Genomic DNA, 16795 nt, shown 5'->3' with positions numbered 1-16795 from the left:
GTTCCTGCCCCGCTGGGGCGTTCCGCCTGGTGGGAAGGGTCTCAGGCGCATCACGAGGCCCAGTGAGAACGGTCTTCTTAGGTTGTTCTAAAGGGGGGCGACCCGTACGCTCTGCGAATGGGAGACATCAAGCGTCCGGGCAATGCCAAATAAGTAGAAAGTCGGGCGTATCAGTACAGACTTGCTCACCATAGGTGGCGAGACGAGAAACGGAGTGTTATGAGCGCCAGCGAACTCGTGCACGCGGTGTGGTCCGTCGGCGACCCGCGCGAGGCACTGCTCGCGCTCCACGCCGCGGCACCGCCCAAGGGCATCAACACCGAGGGCGTCGTCAGCTTCTTCGCCAGCAAGGTCGCCCCGATCCTGCTCGCCATCCTCGGCGTCATCTTCATCGGCCGGGCCAGCCGCGGTGAGATCAGCAAGGTGCTCACGAGTTCGGCGATCGCCATCGTCGGGCTCGGCTTCATCGCCGGCGCCGCGACGATGTTCTTCGTCGGCGAGTACCTCATCGGCCTGATGTTCAAGTAGGTCGCTGCGATGCGGCTGCGTACCGACGACGACATCTACCGGGCCCGCCTGGTCTACCTCGGCCCGCCCGGCTACACCCTGCCCGTGCACCTGCCCTATGCGCAGTACGGACTGTTCATCCTCCTCGTTCCCGCGTACATGTTCGTCTCCTGGCTGCTCACGCAGGAGATCGAACTGTTCCCCGCCTGGCCGATCGCGCTGGCGATCGTCACCACCTCGTTCGTCTTCCGCCACGTCGACCCGGACCGCCCCGCGCGCGCGGTGATCCGCACGGCGCTGACGGACTGGCGGCGGACCCGCGAACCGGCGGTGGAGCAGCGCGACCCCCGCCTGGTCGCGAACCGGATTCGAGTGCGGCAGGAGCTGATGTGAGCGATTCCACGCCCGACCCGCGCGGTACCGACGAGGACCGGGTGATCGAGGGCGACCTGGTGACCAGCCCCGCGCACGGCGCGGTGGCGGTCTTCCAGGCCGTCGGCAGCGATCGCGTCCGGCCGCCGCTGGCCCCTCCGCGGTCCGACGTCGACCGGCCGTCCAGGCTGGACATCGAGTCGCCGTTCCTCGACCTGTTCGTCGACGGCGAGTCCGACGCCGGCCGGGGGCCGGCTCCCCGTGACGCCGCCGACCCGGCGCCGGCCGGCCCGCCCGCCGCGGCCGGCGCCCGGGGCCGGGCCGTGGAGCGGCGCCCCGCGCGGCCGGGCGGCGCCTGGTCGACGCCGCCGGCCCCGGGGTCGGAGTCCCGCACCCCGCCCGCGCGGCGCGAACCGCGCCCCGGCCGCGAGCCCGCCGACCGGCCGCGGGCGGACGACCGCCAGCCGCCCGGGGCCGCCGCGCCGCGCGAGCGCCACCCCCGCCGCGCACCGCTACCCCACCGCGCACCTCCGCGCCGCCGCGCACCGCCGCGCCGCCGCGCAAGGACCGGGACGGTGGCCGGGGCGCCCACCCACCGGTGGAGGGCGACCCGCCCGGCCGGCCGGCGCCCGCCCGGGCGCGGGACGCCCGCACCGCGCGCGACGGCGCGTCCACGCTGCCCGCGCGCGAGCCGCGCGGTGCCGACGGGGCCCGGCGCGCGCCCCGGACGCCGGACGCCGGGCCGGGCCGGGCGCGGGACCGCGCCCAGGACCGCGCGCGGACCTCGGCCGGTGACGCCGGGCGCACCTCCGCGGCGGAGGCCGTGGGTCGGATCCGCGCCGCCCGCGCCCCGGAGATCACCACTGGTCCGGGCCTGCCCGAACTGGTCGACCTCGCCCCCGCCGGCCCCGTCCGCGCCGACGACTCGGCGCCGGAGCTGGTCGAGCAGGCGCCCGGCGTCTTCGCCGTCAGCGCCCCGCCCCCGGCGCCGGCCGGCCCCCCGCTGCGTGTGCCGGCCGAAACCGGGCCGCCGCCACCGGCGGCCGCGCCGGCCGACGGCCGCCCGGCCCCGGACCGCCCGGCGAAGCGGCCCGAGCGCGCGCGCGGCCGCACCCGGTCCGCCCGCCGCACGCCCGACCCCTCGATCCGCCGCCCCGCCCCGCGCAAGCTGCGCATCCGGGACCGGGACCCGGCCGTCGACCTGGCGATCACCGAGATCGCCGGGCACCTGACGTTCACCCCGCACACGGTCACGGCCTGGTACTGGCTGCCCGAGGTGCGCTGGGCGTTCCGGCCCGACGCCGAGCGGGAGGCGCTGCTGGCGGCGATCTCCGAGCAGTACGCCGGCCTGGCCGGCTTCCGGCTGCACCTGCGGCGCACGACGCGGCCGTTCCCCGCCGACGAGTGGGCCCGCACCGTCGACGCGCACACCCCCGCGCCGCTGCCGGCCGCGCCCGGCGCCACCTCGTGGCCCGACCACCTCGTGGCCGCCCAGCGGCACCTGCTGTCGGTCAACCACGCCGAGGGGCAGACGTTCCTCGGCGTCACCTTCCACCGCCGGTCCCTCGGCGACTCGCTGGGCGAGAAGCTGCTCCGGGCGTTCGGCCGCGGGGTCGCCGACTCCGAGCGGCGCCGGATGAGCCGGACCGTCGAGCAGTTCGACGAGGTTCTCGGCGCGTTCGGGATGCGCGGGCGCCGGGTGACGGCACAGGAGCTGGAGTGGCTGCTGTACCGCTCGGTCGCCCTGTGCATGGCGCCGCCCGGCGCGCTGTCGCCGGTCTCCGGGGGCGAGTGGGACAACACCGACATGCTCGGGCTGACCGAGCAGATCGAGCGGTACCGCACGCCGTACGGCAGCACGGTCAAGCTGGTCAACCGGATGACGGGCGAGGAGCGGCACGTCGCCGTCCTGACCGTCGGCCGGATGGAGCCGCTGGAGATCCCCGAGCGGCACGAGCCGTGGCTGCACTTCCACGAACGGCTCCCGTGGCCGATGGAGCTGTCCAGCCGGATCGACATCCTCGGGCCGAACGACTCGTTCAAGAACCTCGAACACCGGCTGCGGATGATCCGCTCCCAGCAGCAGGACTACGCCGAGCACGGCATCGACGCGCCGCCGGAGCTGGAGCGGCTGGCCAAGCGGGCGCTGCACATCGGCGACGACATGACCACCGGCCTCCCCGTGGAGTCGGCCCGCGCGCACGGCTGGCACCGGATCGCCGTCGGCGGCCGCTCGCGCGAGGAGTGCCTGGAGCGGGCCCGGCGCCTGATGCAGCTCTACTCCCGCGAGCTGCGGCTCTCGCTCCAGCACCCCAAGCAGCAGGACTGGCTGGCGCGGGAGTTCATCCCGGGCGAGCCGGTGGCCAACACCGGCTACCTGCGCCGGATGCCGGTCAAGCTGCTCGCCGCCGCGCTCCCCCAGGCGGCCAGCACCGTCGGCGACCGGCGCGGCGACCTCATCGGGCGCACGGCCGGCACCTGCCGGCGGCCGGTCTTCCTCGACCTGCACTTCCCGATGGAGGTCCGCGAGCGGTCCGGGCTGGGCGTGTTCGTCGCCGAGCCCGGCGGCGGCAAGTCGACCCTGCTCGGCGCCCTGGGCTACCTCGCCGCCCGGCGCGGCGTGCAGGTCACGCTGCTGGACCCGTCCGGCCCGCTGGCCCGGCTGGCGGACATGCCGGAGCTGCGGCCGTACAGCCGGGTGCTCAACCTGACGGGCTCCGAGCAGGGCACGCTGGCGCCGTACTCGCTGATCCCCACGCCGAACCGGTCGGAGTTCGGGGTCGGGGCCGGCGGGGACCGCGAGTTCGAGATCGCCGTCTCCAACGCCCGCGCCGAGCGCCGGATGCTGGTACAGGACATCTGCATGATGCTGGTGCCGCCGCAGGTCGCCCGGGAGTCCTCCACCGCGACGCTGCTGCGGCACGCCGCCCGGCAGGTCCCCGCCGAGGAGACCTCCACGCTGGACGACGTGGTGACGTGCCTGCGCCAGGGGGACGACGACTCGCGCGAGCTGGCGAACCTGCTGCTCGACACGGCCGAGATGCCGCTGGCGATGCTGTTCTTCGGGCGCCAGCCCCCGGGGCTGCTGGGAGCCGACGCCGCGCTGACGGTGATCACCATGGCCGGGCTGCGGCTGCCCGACCTGAAGATCGAGCGGGAGTACTGGTCGGCGGAGGAGGCGCTGGCACTGCCGATGCTGCACACCGCCCACCGGCTGGCGGTCCGGCGCTGCTACGGCGGGTCGATGGCCGCCCGCAAGCTGGTCGGCCTCGACGAGGCCCACTTCATGGAGGGCTGGCGGTCGGGGCGCTCCTTCCTGGTCCGGCTGGCCCGCGACTCCCGGAAGTGGAACCTCGCCGCCCTGGTGGCCTCGCAGAACCCGCGCGACATCCTGGGCCTCGACGTGCAGAACCTCGTCTCCACCGTGTTCGTCGGCCGGATCGCCGAGGACAGCGAGATCGCCGCCGAGGCGCTGCGCCTGCTGCGGGTGCCGGTGGGCGACGGGTACGAGGCGACGCTGGCCTCGCTGTCACAGGTCGACGCGTCCTCCTCGGCCCGGTTGGGATTCCGCGAGTTCGTCATGCGCGACACCGACGGCCGGGTGCAGAAGGTCCGCGTCGACGTGTCGTACGTGGAGGGCCTGCTGTCGCACCTGGACACCACTCCGGCGGCCGCCGTGGCCGCGCCGGGGCTCCTGCCCGAACCGGTGCCGGCGCTCACCGGCGCCGACGAGGAGGAATGAGCGTGACGAGGGCTGTGGGACCCCCGGGTTCGAGGCTGGCCGGCGCGCTGCTCGCGGTGCTGGTGGCGGCGCTGACCTGCCTGGCCCCGGCGGCGGCCCCGGCCGCGGCCGCCGCGCGCCCGGCTGCCGACCTGTGCACGGTCGCCCAGTGGCAGAACGACTTCCGCGGCTGCGCAGCCAAGCTCAAGGACCTGCCGGCGCAGGCGTGCGACAAGGCGCCGGTACCCGACAGCCCGGACTCCGGCGTCTCGGGCTGGTTCGGCTCCCGGCCGGCCTCGGCCGGGCGGGGCGGGCCGCAGGGCATGTACAGCCAGTACGCCTACGCCGGCTACGAGTTCCCCAAGGTCGGCGCCGACTGCATCCCGGACCTGCTGGACATGCAGACGGAGAACAAGATCGCGAACGTCGAGTTCATGGGCGCCTCGATGATCGTCGGCGCGTCCAACGCGCTCCGCGAGCGGGCGTGGGACCCGCGCAGCATGTGGAGCTGGGCGGACCCGATGGTCGACGGGGCGACGAAGGCGATCTACCGGAAAGTCTTCAGCGTCTTCGGCATCCTCACTCTCTGCATTGTCGGCCTCTACCTGCTGTGGCGTTCGCGCCAGTCGGACATGAGCAGCGCGATGACGACGGCCGGCTGGGCGCTGCTGGTGATGATCGCGGTCACCGCCGTCGCCGCCTGGCCGGTGAAGTCCGCGAACCTCGCCGACGCCACGCTGATCGGGTCGCTCGGGGTCGTGCACGAGGCGGTCGGGCCGCGCCCGGTCTCCCTGCCCGCCTGCGACGACGCGGACCCTGACGCGTGCCGGGACCACCGGGCGCCCGCCGTGCGCGCCTCCGACACGGTGACCGAGTCGATGCTCTACAAGAACTGGCTGCGCGGGCTGCTGGGCTCGGCCGACTCCCTCACCGCCAGGAAGTACGGCCTGGCGCTGTACGACGCCAAGGTGTTCAGCTGGGACGAGGCCGAGAAGGTGCGGGCGAACCCGTCGACCCGCGACTCGACCATCGCGGCGAAGAACACCCAGTGGCGCAAGGTCGTCGGCCAGATCAAGGCCGAGGACCCGGAGGCGTACCAGTACCTGACCGGGGCCAAGGGCATGGACCGCATCGGCGCCGGGTTCATCGCACTGCTGGCCGCCCTCCTGTTCGCGATGTTCGACCTGACCGCCTCGCTGCTGGTGCTGCTCGGCTTCCTGCTGTTCCGCTGGGCCGTGATCGCCGCCCCGCTGCTGGGGACGATCGGCCTGCTGCGGCCGGCCGGCGCGGGGATGCGGCGCCTGGCCAACGCCGTCGTCGCTGCCGTGTTCAACATCGCCATCTTCGGCACGGGCGCCGCGATCTACCTGTTCGCGGTCGACATGATCATGAATACCGCGTCGCTGCCGGGCTGGCTCCAGGTCGCGCTCGTCTGGCTCTGCGGCGTCGTCGGCTGGCTGCTGCTGCGGCCGTACCGGCGGATCACCGAGCTGGGCGGCAAGGACCCGAGCCGGGTGCTGGCCAACGCGGGGAGCTGGCATCGCCGGCTGTTCCACGGCGACGAGCAGCGGCGGTCCCTGGTGGTCAACCAGGTCGCCGTCGCCCACACCAGCATCCGCCCGGAGACCCGGACCGACTCCGCGGGCCTGGCGCCGACCGCGGCGGAGGCCAGCCAGGCCGCGGCGCCGGCCACACCGGCCCGGCCGGCCGGCGGCACCGTGCGCCCGGAGACCGGCCCGTCCCCGCAGCGGCGCCGCGAGAGCACCGTGCCGGCCGGCTGGTCCGTCCCGGACACCGCGGACGAGCCGTCGACGGTGACCGTGTTCCGGCCCGGTACCGGCGATGTCGAGGTACCGGCGGGCGCGCCGCGCACCCGCGCCGAGGCCCGGTGACGCCGTGCGGATGATCGGTCAGCTCGCCGCCCGGCTCCTGCGCTCCCGGTACGGAATCGCCGCCTGCCTCGCGGCGGTCGTCGTCGGCGTCCTGGCCACCACCTCGTTCGTGGCCCCCGCCGACGACCTGACCCCGGAGCCCGCGGTCGCCCCCATCACCACCGTGCACCCCAGCGTCGGCGACGACGGGGAGAGCGCGCCGCCGACGCCGACGCTGGCGGCACTGCCGGGGGCGAGTCCGCCGGACGCGGTGGCCCGGCGGTTCGCCGCCGCCTGGCTGAGCGGCGCGCGGACGCCCGCCGGGTGGCAGGGCCGGCTCGGCCCGCTCGTCACCGCCGACCTGGCCGACCGCCTCGCCGACGCCGACCCGGGCAGCGTGCCCGCCACGGCGCTGGCCGACGGCGGCGGCGTGACCGCGCTCGGCGCGGAGCTGGCCGAGGCGACCGTCCCGACCGCGGCGGGCCTGCTGCGCCTGCGCCTGCGGGCCGCCGACGGCCGGTGGCTCGTCGACGCCGTGGACTGGGAGCAGGCGTGACCCGCCCCTGGCGCCGGCCCGGGCTGGCCGTCGGCCTCACCGGCGGGCTGCTGCTCACCTGCTGCGGCGGCGGCGTCGGCGCGGCCCTGTTCGGCGGGTCCGGCGGCGGCCGGTCCTCGCTGGCCGCGGCGGCCCAGGGCTGCGGCGAGGGCGGCCTTCTGGCACCCACCGGCCGGCTGCCCTCGGTCCGGGGCCTCGGCGCCGACCAGCTCGCCAACGCCGCAGTGATCATCCGGGTGGGCCGGCAGCTCGGCATCCCGCCCCGCGGCTGGGTGGTCGGGGTGGCCACCGCCATGCAGGAGTCGCGGCTGAGCAACCTCGGCCACCTCGGCGCGGCCAACGACCACGACTCGATCGGCCTGTTCCAGCAGCGGCCCAGCATGGGCTGGGGCACCCCGCAGCAGCTCCGCGACCCGGCGTACACCGCCCGCAAGTTCTTCCTGCGCCTGCAACTGGTCGGCGGGTGGCAGGGCATGGCGCTGACCGCCGCGGCCCAGAAGGTGCAGCGCAGCGCGTACCCGGACGCCTACGCCAAGCACGAGTCGCTGGCCACCGACGTGGTCAACGCGCTCGCCGACGGCGCCGCCCGGGCGGCGGCCGGGGCGACCGGCGCGCTGGCCTGCGCGAAGACCGGCCAGGTGGCGGCGTCGGGCTGGACCCTGCCGGCGCGGGCGGGCGTGGTGTCGGGATTCCGCACCGCGCAGCGGCCCGGCCACCACGGCATCGACCTCGGGGCGCGCCGGTACGCGCCGGTACGCGCGGCGGCCGGGGGCGTGGTCACCCACCTGGAGTGCGACAACGACGCGCGGCGCGCGTACTGGTGCGACCAGGACGGCTCGCCGGGCACCCCGGGCTGCGGCTGGTACCTGGAGATCACCCACGCCGACAAGGTGGTGACCCGGTACTGCCACCTGCTGCGCCGGCCCGCCGTCCACGTCGGCCAGACCGTCGCGGCGGGACACCTGCTCGGCCAGGTCGGGACCAGCGGCAACTCCTCCGGTCCACACCTGCACTTCGAGGTCCACCTGCAGGGCGACCGCAGCCGCTTCGGCGCGGTCGACCCGGTCGAGTTCCTGCGCCACCGCGGCGTGACGATGGGCTGACGATGAGCGCGCAGTGGTCCGACCCGTTCGCCGACGCGGCGGGCTGGGTACCCCGGCCGCCGCCGGCCATCGTCCCCCGGCCCGCCGCGGCGCAGCGCTCCCTGCGCGGCTGGCGCGTGCTCACCGGGGTGCCGGGCCACGGCTGGCGCGGCGACCTGCGCGCCGACAACGCCGTCGTCCAGGGCAGCCGCACGCTGGTCCCGGTGCTGCCGGAGGCCGAGTGGTACCGCGCGGAGACCGACCGGGTGGAGGTGTTCGCGCCGCTGGTACCGGTCGAGCGGGTGTGGGTGGAGACCGTCGCCGCGGCGGACACCCCGACGCCGATCTCCCGGCTGGTGTCGCTGGATCAGCCGCCGCCGCGCGCGCCGGTGCCGGTGCTGGACGCCGGCACCGTCGCGGGGCGGCGCCTGGCGTGGCGGCACGAGGACCGGTTCGTGCGGGACCTGCGGGCGGTGTCCGAGATCCACGACGGGACCGAGGGCGAGGTGTGCGTGCGGGTGGCCGCGGAGCTGGACTGGTACCGCTGGGCGTGGAGCGGCGCCCCGCCGAAGACCCGCGCCCTGGCCGTGTCGACGCTCTGGCTGGAGTGACGCAGTCCCGGGTCAGAGCTTCTCGGCGCGGCAGACCTGCCAGCCACCGTCGCTGACCAGGCCGAACCGCCACGTGTCGACCCGCCGGCTGCGGACCTGGCTGTCGAAGACCCCCATCACGGAGACGTCGGTCTCGACCGTGACCCGGCCCGGACCCTCCGGTGTGGTCGCCAGGGCCCCCCAGGTGATCTGCACCCGCCCGTCCGGGAACTCGCGCTCCCGGTCGATCGCCTCGTCGCGCAGGTCCTCCACGGCCGCCAGGCCGCCCACCTGCGGGCAGGCGAGGTCCCGCGCGGCGTCGATGCTGCGGTCGACCAGCAGGGCGCGCAGGTAGTTGTCGACGGTGGCGTCGGGCGTATCGGTGCGCGGCGTGGTGGCGTCGGCGTACAGGACGACGCCGAGGCCGACGCCGCCGGCCAGCAGGAGGATCACACTGCCGGCGCCGACGCCGAGCCACAGCCGCTGCCGGCTCCACCGGCCGTCGGCCGGGTCGGCCGGTGCGTCCGCCGCGGGCGGGACCGGCCGCGGCCCGGCCGCCGATGTGGACGGTCCGGGCGGGGCGCCGGGGTCCGCCGGGCGCGGTCGGGGGGCCGGCCCGGGCCGGGCCGCGGCGGGCGGCTGCCCGCCGCCGGGGCCGCCGTCGGAGCGCTGGATGTCCACCCGTCGAGGGTACTGGCTGCCCGGCCGACGGCGCGCCACCCGGCGCCTGCGCGCAGGTAACGCCCGGCGGGCGGTTGCCACCGGGGCGGGTGAACTGTCCCCCGTACGGCGTGCCCCGTAAGACCCACACGCGTTGGTAGGACAAAAACCGCATTCCGTACAGGTGGCTCCTGATCGGAGTGCCTTCCCCTCGACGGCCGAAGGACGTGCCATGATCCCCCGCGCCCCGCACACCCCCCACCTGCGCGCACGCGCCTGGGCCACCGCGACGGCCGTCGCGGCCGGCGTCTGCCTCGTCGTCGCCGGCACCCCCGGCGACCCGCCGCGGACGGACGACGCCGCCGACGCCACCGGCCCGCCCGGCGCGGCCGTGGCGTTCGCCTCCCCGCTGGGCCTGGACGCGCGCGCCCGCGCCGTCGGCGGTACCGGGGCGGCAGCCGCCCGGCAGCCGGTCGGCGCGGTCGCGCTCACCTTCGACGACGGCCCCGGGCCGGCCACGGAGGCCGTCCTCACGGTCCTGGCCAAGCACGACGTGCGGGCGACGTTCTTCATGCTGGGCGACCGGGTGTCGTGGCGCGGGTTCACCGCGCAGCGCGTCGCCGCCGAGGGCCACCAGGTGGCCAACCACTCGTGGAACCACGCCGACATGAGCACGCTGTCGAGCTGGGACGTGCGCTGGCAGGTCGAGAACACCCGCTCGCTGATCAAGGGGTACACGGGGATCACGACGACGGTGTTCCGGTTCCCGTACGGCAAGATGGACGACCGCACCCGGGGCATCGTCAGCGGCCTGGGCCTGCGGGTCGTGCGCTGGGACGTCGACCCGCGCGACTTCGAGCAGCCCTCCGCCGACACGCTGGTGGAGCGGGTCGTCACGCGGGTCCAGCCCGGCCGGGTCAATGTGGTCCTGCTGCACGACGGCGGCGGCGACCGGCAGCAGACGATCGCCGCGCTGGACCGGATGATCCCGCACCTGCGCGAGCAGGGGTACGCCTTCGTCCTGGTGTGACACGACCAGCGGAGGGCCGGGCGGACGCCACTTATCCAGTGATGTACTGACATAAGGTGACGACGACAGGGCGAGCGTCGCGCCACCCTCGGCGGTCGCCCGATTCGCGTACGGAGGCAGTCCGTGAGTCCACCCACCCGTCCGGCCCCCTGGGGCGCCGGACTCATCGCCGCCGGCCTCGTCGCCGGCAGCCTCGCCGCCGTCGGCGCGCCGGCCGCCGCGGCGCCCGCGGCCACCCACCCGGGCGCCCCGGCCGCGGCGGCGCCGCCCAAACAGGCGCCGGTCGACACCCTCGACGTGCAGGACATGCGCCTGCTCGCCGAGGCGGAGGCCACCAAGACCACGCACGTCGACCTCATGGTCGTGACCGACAAGGGCCGCACCGCGCGGGTGGCCCACCGCCTGCGGCGGCTCGGCGGGCGGGTCGCGGCCCGCAGCGACGCCCTGGGGTACCTGCACGTCCGCGTGCCGACCGACGCCGCGCTGCGGGCGGCGGCGCTGCCCGGCGTGGCCGCCGTCGACCTCAACGAACGCCTGGGCAGCCCCGAGCCGGCCCGGCCCGCCGCCGCGGGCCCCCGCCGGTCCAACCGGCCGGCGCCGTCGGCGCCCGGCGCCGACACCGGTGCCGACAACCCGTTCCTGCCCGTCGGCGAGACCGGCGTGACGGCGCTGCGCCGCACCGACCCGCGGTTCGACGGGCGCGGCGTCACCATCGGCATCCTCGACTCGGGCGTGGCCGTCGACCACCCGGCCCTGGCCCGGACGACCACCGGCGAGCGCAAGATCGTCGACTGGTTCACGGCGACGGCGCCGCTCGTCGAGGGCGACGGCACCTGGCTGCCGATGCTCACCACCGTCACCGGCCCCCGCTTCACCGCGGCCGGGCGGACCTGGACCGGCCCGGCGGGCAGCTACCGCTTCGGCACCTTCGTGGAGGCCCAGACCGACGGCCCGGACTGCGAGAACTGCGGCGACGCCAACCGCGACGGCGACACCGACGACATCTTCGGCGTGCTGTACGACCCGGCGTCCCACGACATCCGGGTCGACAACGACCTGGACCGGGACTTCGCCGACGGCCCCGCGCTGCGGCCGTACAGGGAGCGGTACCAGGTCGAGTACTTCGGCACCGACCGCCCGGCGACGCCCGTGGCCGACCGGATGCCGTTCGTGGTCGAGTACCGCGAGGACGTCGACCTGTCCCCCGCCGGCCGGGACGAGGTGGCCGACTTCGTCAACATCGGCATCGTGGACGGCTCCCACGGCACCCACGTCGCCGGCATCGCCGCCGGCAACGACCTGATGGGCAACGCCGCCTTCGACGGCGCCGCCCCGGGCGCGAAGATCGTGTCCGCGCGGGCGTGCACGTTCTCCGGCGGCTGTACCGCGGCCGCGCTGACCGACGGCCTGGTCGAGCTGGTGACCCGCCGCGGCGTGGACGTCGTGAACATCTCCATCGGCGGGCTGCCGGCGCTCAACGACGGGCGCAACGCCCGCGCGCTGCTGTACAACCGGGTCATCACCGACTACGGCGTCCAGTTGTTCATCTCGGCCGGCAACTCGGGCCCGGGCCTGAACACCGTCGGCGACCCGTCGGTGGCGGACCTGGCCGTGTCCGTCGGCGCGAGCGTCAGCCGGGCCACCTGGCTGCACAACTACGGCGCGGTGGTCCGGGCGGAGTACGGGATGTTCCCGTTCTCCTCCCGCGGCCCGCGCGAGGACGGCGGCCTCAAGCCGGAGATCGTCGCGCCGGGCGCCGCCGTGTCGGCCACGCCGCTGTGGCAGGACGGCGCGCCGGTGCCGGAGGCCGGGTACGCGCTGCCGGTCGGGTACGCGATGTTCAACGGCACGTCGATGGCCGCGCCGCAGACCACCGGCGCCGCCGCGGCGCTGCTGTCGGCGGCGCGGGCCCGCGGGGTCGCGGTGACGCCGGCCGCGCTGCGCCGGGCGCTGGCCGGCACCGCCCGCCCGCTGCCCGACCAGCCGACGTACGTGCAGGGCCACGGGCTCGTCGACGTCCCGGCCGCCTGGCGGCAACTGCGCTCGGCCCCGCAGGCGCGGCAGTACACCGTGGACGCGCCGGTCTGCACGCCGCTGTCGGAGAACCTCGCCGTGCCGCACCGCGGCGCCGGGCTGTACAACCGGTGCGCCCCGGCCGCCGGCGGGCACCGGGCGGGCCAGGAGAAGCAGTACCGGATCACGCTGACCCGGACCACCGGCCGGGCCGGCGCGGTCCGGCACCGGCTGACCTGGGCCGGCAACGACGGGACCTTCAGCGGCCCCGACGACGTCCTGCTGGCCCGCGGCCGGCCGACGGCGGTCACGGTGACGGCCCGGCCGCGGGCGGGCGTGCACAGCGCCATCCTGCGCGTCGACGACCCGCGGACCGCGCTGCTGGACGCCGAGGTGTCGGCGGTGGTCGCCGCCCCGCAGGCCCGGCTGACGGCCCCGGCGTACCGGCGCACGGTGCAAGCGGTCACCGGGCGCAGCGTGGCCCGCAGCTACGTGGTCGAGGTGCCGGCCGGGGCCGAGGCGCTGGAGCTGCACCTGTCGGGCATCGCGACCGGCTCGCAGACCCGGTTCATCGCCACCAACCCGTACGGGGTGCCGATCGACAGCTCGTCGAGTCTCCAGTGCTACACCAACTTCTCCGACGCCGCCGAGTGCAACCCGGTCCGCCGCTCCTACGCGGCCCCGATGCCGGGGCTGTGGGAGGTGACGGTGGAGTCGCGCCGGACGACGCCGGTGCTGGCCAACCCGTTCACGCTCACCGCCGCGGCCCTGGGCGTCGACGTGGACCCCGCGGTGCTGACGGTGCCGTCGGTGGCCGCCGGGGGCGAGGTGCCGGTGCACTGGTCGCTGACGAACCGGTTCGCCGAGACCACGGTCACCGGGCGCGGCGGGCCGCTGGGCAGCCTGCTGCGCCGCCGGCCGAGCATCGCCGACGGTGCGGAGCAGACGTACGCGCTGGACGTGCCCGCGGGGGCGCGCCGGCTGACCGTCACGATCGGCAACCCGGCCGACCTGGGCGCCGACCTGGACCTCGGGCTGCTGCGCGACGGGGCGCTGGTGGGGGTGTCCGCCGACGGGGACTCGGAGGAGTCGGTGACGCTGGCCGACCCGGCGGCGGGTCGGTACACGGTGATCGTGCAGGGGTACGCGGTGCCGGCGGGGACGACGGCGTACGACTACCTGGACGCGTTCTACGCCCCGGTGCTGGGGACGCTGGCGCCCGCCGCGCGGCCCCGGCACCTGCCGGGCGGCGAGTCGGCGGAGCTGACCGGCGTGCTGCGGGCCGGCGCGGCCCCGGGCGCCGGCCGCAAGCTGACCGGGGAGCTGGACCTGGTCACCGAGTTCGGCACGGTGGTCGGGCGCGGCACGGTCGTGGTCGACGCCGTGACCTGAGGGTCCGCCGGCACGGACGAGCCCGCCCCGGGGTACGCCGGGGCGGGCTCGTCCGTCGTGCGGGCGGGGTCAGCCGACCTGGCGCTGGGCGCCGGCCAGCTTCCAGAACACCAGGGCGATGGCGCTGCTGGCGTGGCCCATGGAGGTCTCGCCGACGTTGGTCATGTTGTCGCAGCGGGCGTGGTAGCAGGGGTCGGCGTCGTCGCCGATGCCGCTGACCTTGATCCCGGCGTTCTTGAACGGCGAGTGGTCGGTGCTGCCCGCCCAGTTGATCGACCGGGTCTGGAGCTTCTTCGCGTCGAAGTACTGCTTCCAGATCGGGGTGATGTCGGGCGAGTCGCTGTAGATGCCCCAGCTCTTGATGTTCTTCTGGCCCACCATGTCGAAGTTCAGGTACGTCTTGATCTTCTTCTTCTCGTCGGCCGACAGGCTCTTGACGTAGTGCGAGGAGCCGACCAGGCCGACCTCCTCGGCGCCCCACCAGCCGAACCGCATCCGACTGGTCGGCTTGAGCTGCGCCCGGGCGACGGTGAGCGCGTTCTCCAGGACCGCCGCGCTGCCGGAGCCGTCGTCGTTGATGCCGGGGCCGGCGGGCACGGAGTCGAGGTGGGCGCCGATCATCACGACGTTGTCCGGGTCGCCCTGCGGCCACTCGGCGACGACGTTGTAGCCGGTCGCGCCGCCCTGGGTGAAGCTCTGGACGTTGACGGTGAAGCCGGCCGCCTTCAACGTCCGCTCCACGTAGTCGACCGAGGCCTTGTAGCCGGGGCGGCCGTGCGCGCGGGTGCCGCCGTTCTGCTCGGCGACCTTGTTCAGTTCGGTCAGGTGGACCAGCGCGGCGGAGCCGGGGATCTCCGGCGGGTCCGCCGCGACCAGGTCGGCCGCGGCGGGGACGGTCCGGGCCTGCGCCGGGGTGGTGCCGGCGACGCCGACCACCACGGCGACGGCGGTGGCGCCGGCCAGGAGGCTGGTGGGTACCCGCATGAGGGACTCCTCGGGGTGGGGTGCGGTCATGTGATCTTGCGTTCTCCGCACCCTACGTCGCATCGACACATGTCGAAAGAACTATCTGATCACAGGACGGGGCGACAACTGCTCCCACCAGGTGAAATCAGGCGCGCCGGGGGCTGTCCAGGGCCCGCGCGAGGTCGGACCAGATGTCCGCCGGGTCCTCCAGGCCGACCGACAGGCGCAGCAGCCCCGGGGCCGGCGCGGCGTCGCCGGAGACCGGCCGGTGGGTCAGCGACGCCGGGTGCTGGATCAACGTGTCCACACCGCCCAGCGACACCGCGTGCGTGATCACCTTGCACCGGCCGGCCACCGCCGCCGCCTCGGCCAGGCCGCCGGCCACCTCGAACGCCAGGACCGCGCCGGGGCCCGACATCTGGCGCCCGACGAGCCCGTCGGGGTCGCCGGTGGACAGACCGGGGTAGTGCACGGCCGAGACCCGGGGGTGGGTGGTCAGCCAGGACGCCACCTCCTGCGCCGTCTCCTGCGCGGCGCGGACCCGCACGTGCAGCGTCTGGAGGCCGCGGTGCAGCAGGTACGCGGCCAGCGGGTGGACCAGCGCGCCGGTGACCGCCCGGACCCGGCGCAGCGCCCCCGCCCACTGCGCGTCGCACGCCACCACTCCGCCGAGCGCGTCGCCGTGCCCGCCGATGAACTTCGTCGCCGAGTGCAGGACCAGGTCGGCGCCGTGCCGGGCCGGCCGTTGCAGGACCGGCGTGGCGAACGTGTTGTCGACCAGCAGCGGGACCCCACCCGCCTGCGCCCGGACCCGGTCCAGGTCGCAGAGCCGCAGGTCGGGGTTCGCCGGGGTCTCCACCAGCACCAGGCCGGTGTCGGGGCGCAGCGCCGCGGCCACGCCGTCGGCCGCGGCCCAGGTGACCCGGGTGCCGAGCAGGCCGCTGGCCAGCAGGTGGTCCGAGCCGCCGTACAACGGGCGCACGGCCACCACGTGCGGCCGGCCCTCCTGGACGCAGGCGAGCAGGACCGCGGTCAGCGCGGCCATGCCCGAGGCGAACGCGACCGCCTCCGGGCAGTCCTCCAGCCCGGCCAGCGCCTCCTCGAACCGGGCGACCGTGGGGTTCCACAGCCGCTGGTACACCGGGCTGTCGCCGCCGACGAGCGCGCCGCCGGTGGCGAGGTTCTCGTAGCTGTCGCCGCCGGCCGCGACCGCGGGCAGCGGGTACGTCGTCGAGAGGTCGATGGGCGGTACGTGCGCCGGTACGGTCGCCAGGTCGGCACGGCCCCCGCGGACGGCGGCGGTGTCGGAGAAGATGCGGTCCCACATGGCGGTGATGATGGTTTCCTGCCGGCGGTACCGCAACCGCTCCGCAGATCGTGCGGTACCACTCCCGATACACCGCACATCGACCGGCGCGGATGCGGCAGAATGCCGGCCATGCCGAACACCCTGGACCCCGTCGACCGGCACCTGGTCCGCCTGCTGTCGCAGGACGCCCGGACCTCCAACGCGGCCCTGGCCGCGGCCGTCGGCATCGCCCCGTCCACCTGCCTGGCCCGGGTGCGCGGGCTGCGCGAGCGCGGGATCATCCGCGGGTACCACGCCGACATCGATCCCGCGGCCCTCGGCCGGCCGCTGCAGGCGCTCATCGCGGTCCGGCTGGCCAACCACGCGCGGGACCAGGTGGCCCAGTTCCGCACGCGCGCCCCGCGACTTCCGGGCGTCATCGCCGTTTACCACGTCACGGGCCCCACCGACTACCTGCTCCACGTCACCGTCGCCGACGCGGGCGCGCTGCGCGACTTCGTCACCGACGCGCTGCTGGCCGAGCCGTACGTGGCCCACGCCGAGACCAGCCTGATCTTCGAGTACCAGCGCGGCACGCCCCCGCTCTGACCGGCCGGTCGGTCCGACGTTTCCGCGGCGGGTCCCGACGGCGCCGGCGGAAGTCAAGACCCCCGTCCGGGCTGATCTGCGCCCGGCGTGGCCGAACGGACCGTGACCGAGGTCCACTCGGCGGCCGGCGCCGCCCGC

12 protein-coding genes and 1 pseudogene are annotated in these 16795 nt (G+C 75.6%); 10 read left to right on the top strand and 3 right to left on the bottom strand.

The genetic code is table 11. From position 1 onward, the window contains the following. Positions 1–219: 219 nt before the first annotated feature. From IEY75_RS00360 to IEY75_RS00330, 7 genes and pseudogenes are all read left to right on the top strand, one after another. A complete protein-coding gene (locus tag IEY75_RS00360) occupies positions 220–528 on the top strand; it encodes a hypothetical protein (RefSeq protein WP_229789241.1) in 309 nt (102 codons plus the stop codon). A gap of 9 nt (positions 529–537) precedes the next feature. Next, complete coding sequence (locus tag IEY75_RS00355) at positions 538–900, top strand: hypothetical protein (protein WP_189112119.1); 363 nt, start codon at positions 538–540, stop codon at positions 898–900. 973 nt (positions 901–1873) lie between these two features. After that, a pseudogene (locus IEY75_RS00350) lies at positions 1874–4621 on the top strand (ATP-binding protein); the annotation flags it as partial. A 2-nt stretch (positions 4622–4623) separates the two neighbouring features. Next, a complete protein-coding gene (locus tag IEY75_RS00345) occupies positions 4624–6492 on the top strand; it encodes an MFS transporter (protein WP_229789239.1) in 1869 nt (622 codons plus the stop codon). A 10-nt stretch (positions 6493–6502) separates the two neighbouring features. Next, positions 6503–7027: a hypothetical protein gene (locus IEY75_RS00340; protein WP_229789286.1), complete on the top strand. Its 525-nt coding sequence runs from the start codon at positions 6503–6505 to the stop codon at positions 7025–7027. Beyond that, on the top strand, positions 7024–8130 hold the full coding sequence (locus IEY75_RS00335; RefSeq protein WP_229789238.1) for a M23 family metallopeptidase: 1107 nt from the start codon (positions 7024–7026) through the stop codon (positions 8128–8130). Before IEY75_RS00340 ends, IEY75_RS00335 begins: the two co-directional genes overlap by 4 nt. 2 nt (positions 8131–8132) lie before the next feature. After that, positions 8133–8720 carry a hypothetical protein gene (locus IEY75_RS00330; protein WP_189112116.1) on the top strand — a complete coding sequence of 196 codons (588 nt, stop codon included), beginning with the start codon at positions 8133–8135 and terminating at the stop codon, positions 8718–8720. 12 nt (positions 8721–8732) lie between these two features. Here IEY75_RS00330 and IEY75_RS00325 read toward each other — a convergent pair whose 3' ends face one another. Then, positions 8733–9380: a hypothetical protein gene (locus IEY75_RS00325; RefSeq protein ID WP_189112115.1), complete on the bottom strand. Its 648-nt coding sequence runs from the start codon at positions 9378–9380 to the stop codon at positions 8733–8735. A gap of 211 nt (positions 9381–9591) precedes the next feature. On the opposite strand from IEY75_RS00325, the gene IEY75_RS00320 reads away from it, so the two are divergent. Then, complete coding sequence (locus IEY75_RS00320; RefSeq protein ID WP_189112114.1) at positions 9592–10389, top strand: polysaccharide deacetylase family protein; 798 nt, start codon at positions 9592–9594, stop codon at positions 10387–10389. Positions 10390–10512: 123 nt separating this feature from the next. Continuing rightward, positions 10513–13794: a S8 family serine peptidase gene (locus IEY75_RS00315; protein ID WP_229789237.1), complete on the top strand. Its 3282-nt coding sequence runs from the start codon at positions 10513–10515 to the stop codon at positions 13792–13794. A gap of 69 nt (positions 13795–13863) precedes the next feature. Here IEY75_RS00315 and IEY75_RS00310 read toward each other — a convergent pair whose 3' ends face one another. Then, complete coding sequence (locus IEY75_RS00310; RefSeq protein ID WP_229789236.1) at positions 13864–14808, bottom strand: M28 family peptidase; 945 nt, start codon at positions 14806–14808, stop codon at positions 13864–13866. Positions 14809–14905: 97 nt separating this feature from the next. Continuing rightward, the gene (locus IEY75_RS00305; protein WP_189112113.1) at positions 14906–16087 is read right to left on the bottom strand and encodes a trans-sulfuration enzyme family protein; all 1182 of its coding nucleotides are present in this window, start codon (positions 16085–16087) and stop codon (positions 14906–14908) included. A 102-nt stretch (positions 16088–16189) separates the two neighbouring features. Between IEY75_RS00305 and IEY75_RS00300 the strand changes: the two genes are divergently transcribed. Further along, complete coding sequence (locus IEY75_RS00300; protein WP_229789235.1) at positions 16190–16657, top strand: Lrp/AsnC family transcriptional regulator; 468 nt, start codon at positions 16190–16192, stop codon at positions 16655–16657. Positions 16658–16795 lie beyond the last annotated feature (138 nt).

Source organism: Pilimelia terevasa (assembly GCF_014647915.1).
Lineage (GTDB): Bacteria > Actinomycetota > Actinomycetes > Mycobacteriales > Micromonosporaceae > Pilimelia > Pilimelia terevasa.
This window is presented reverse-complemented; position numbering and strand designations above follow the sequence as displayed.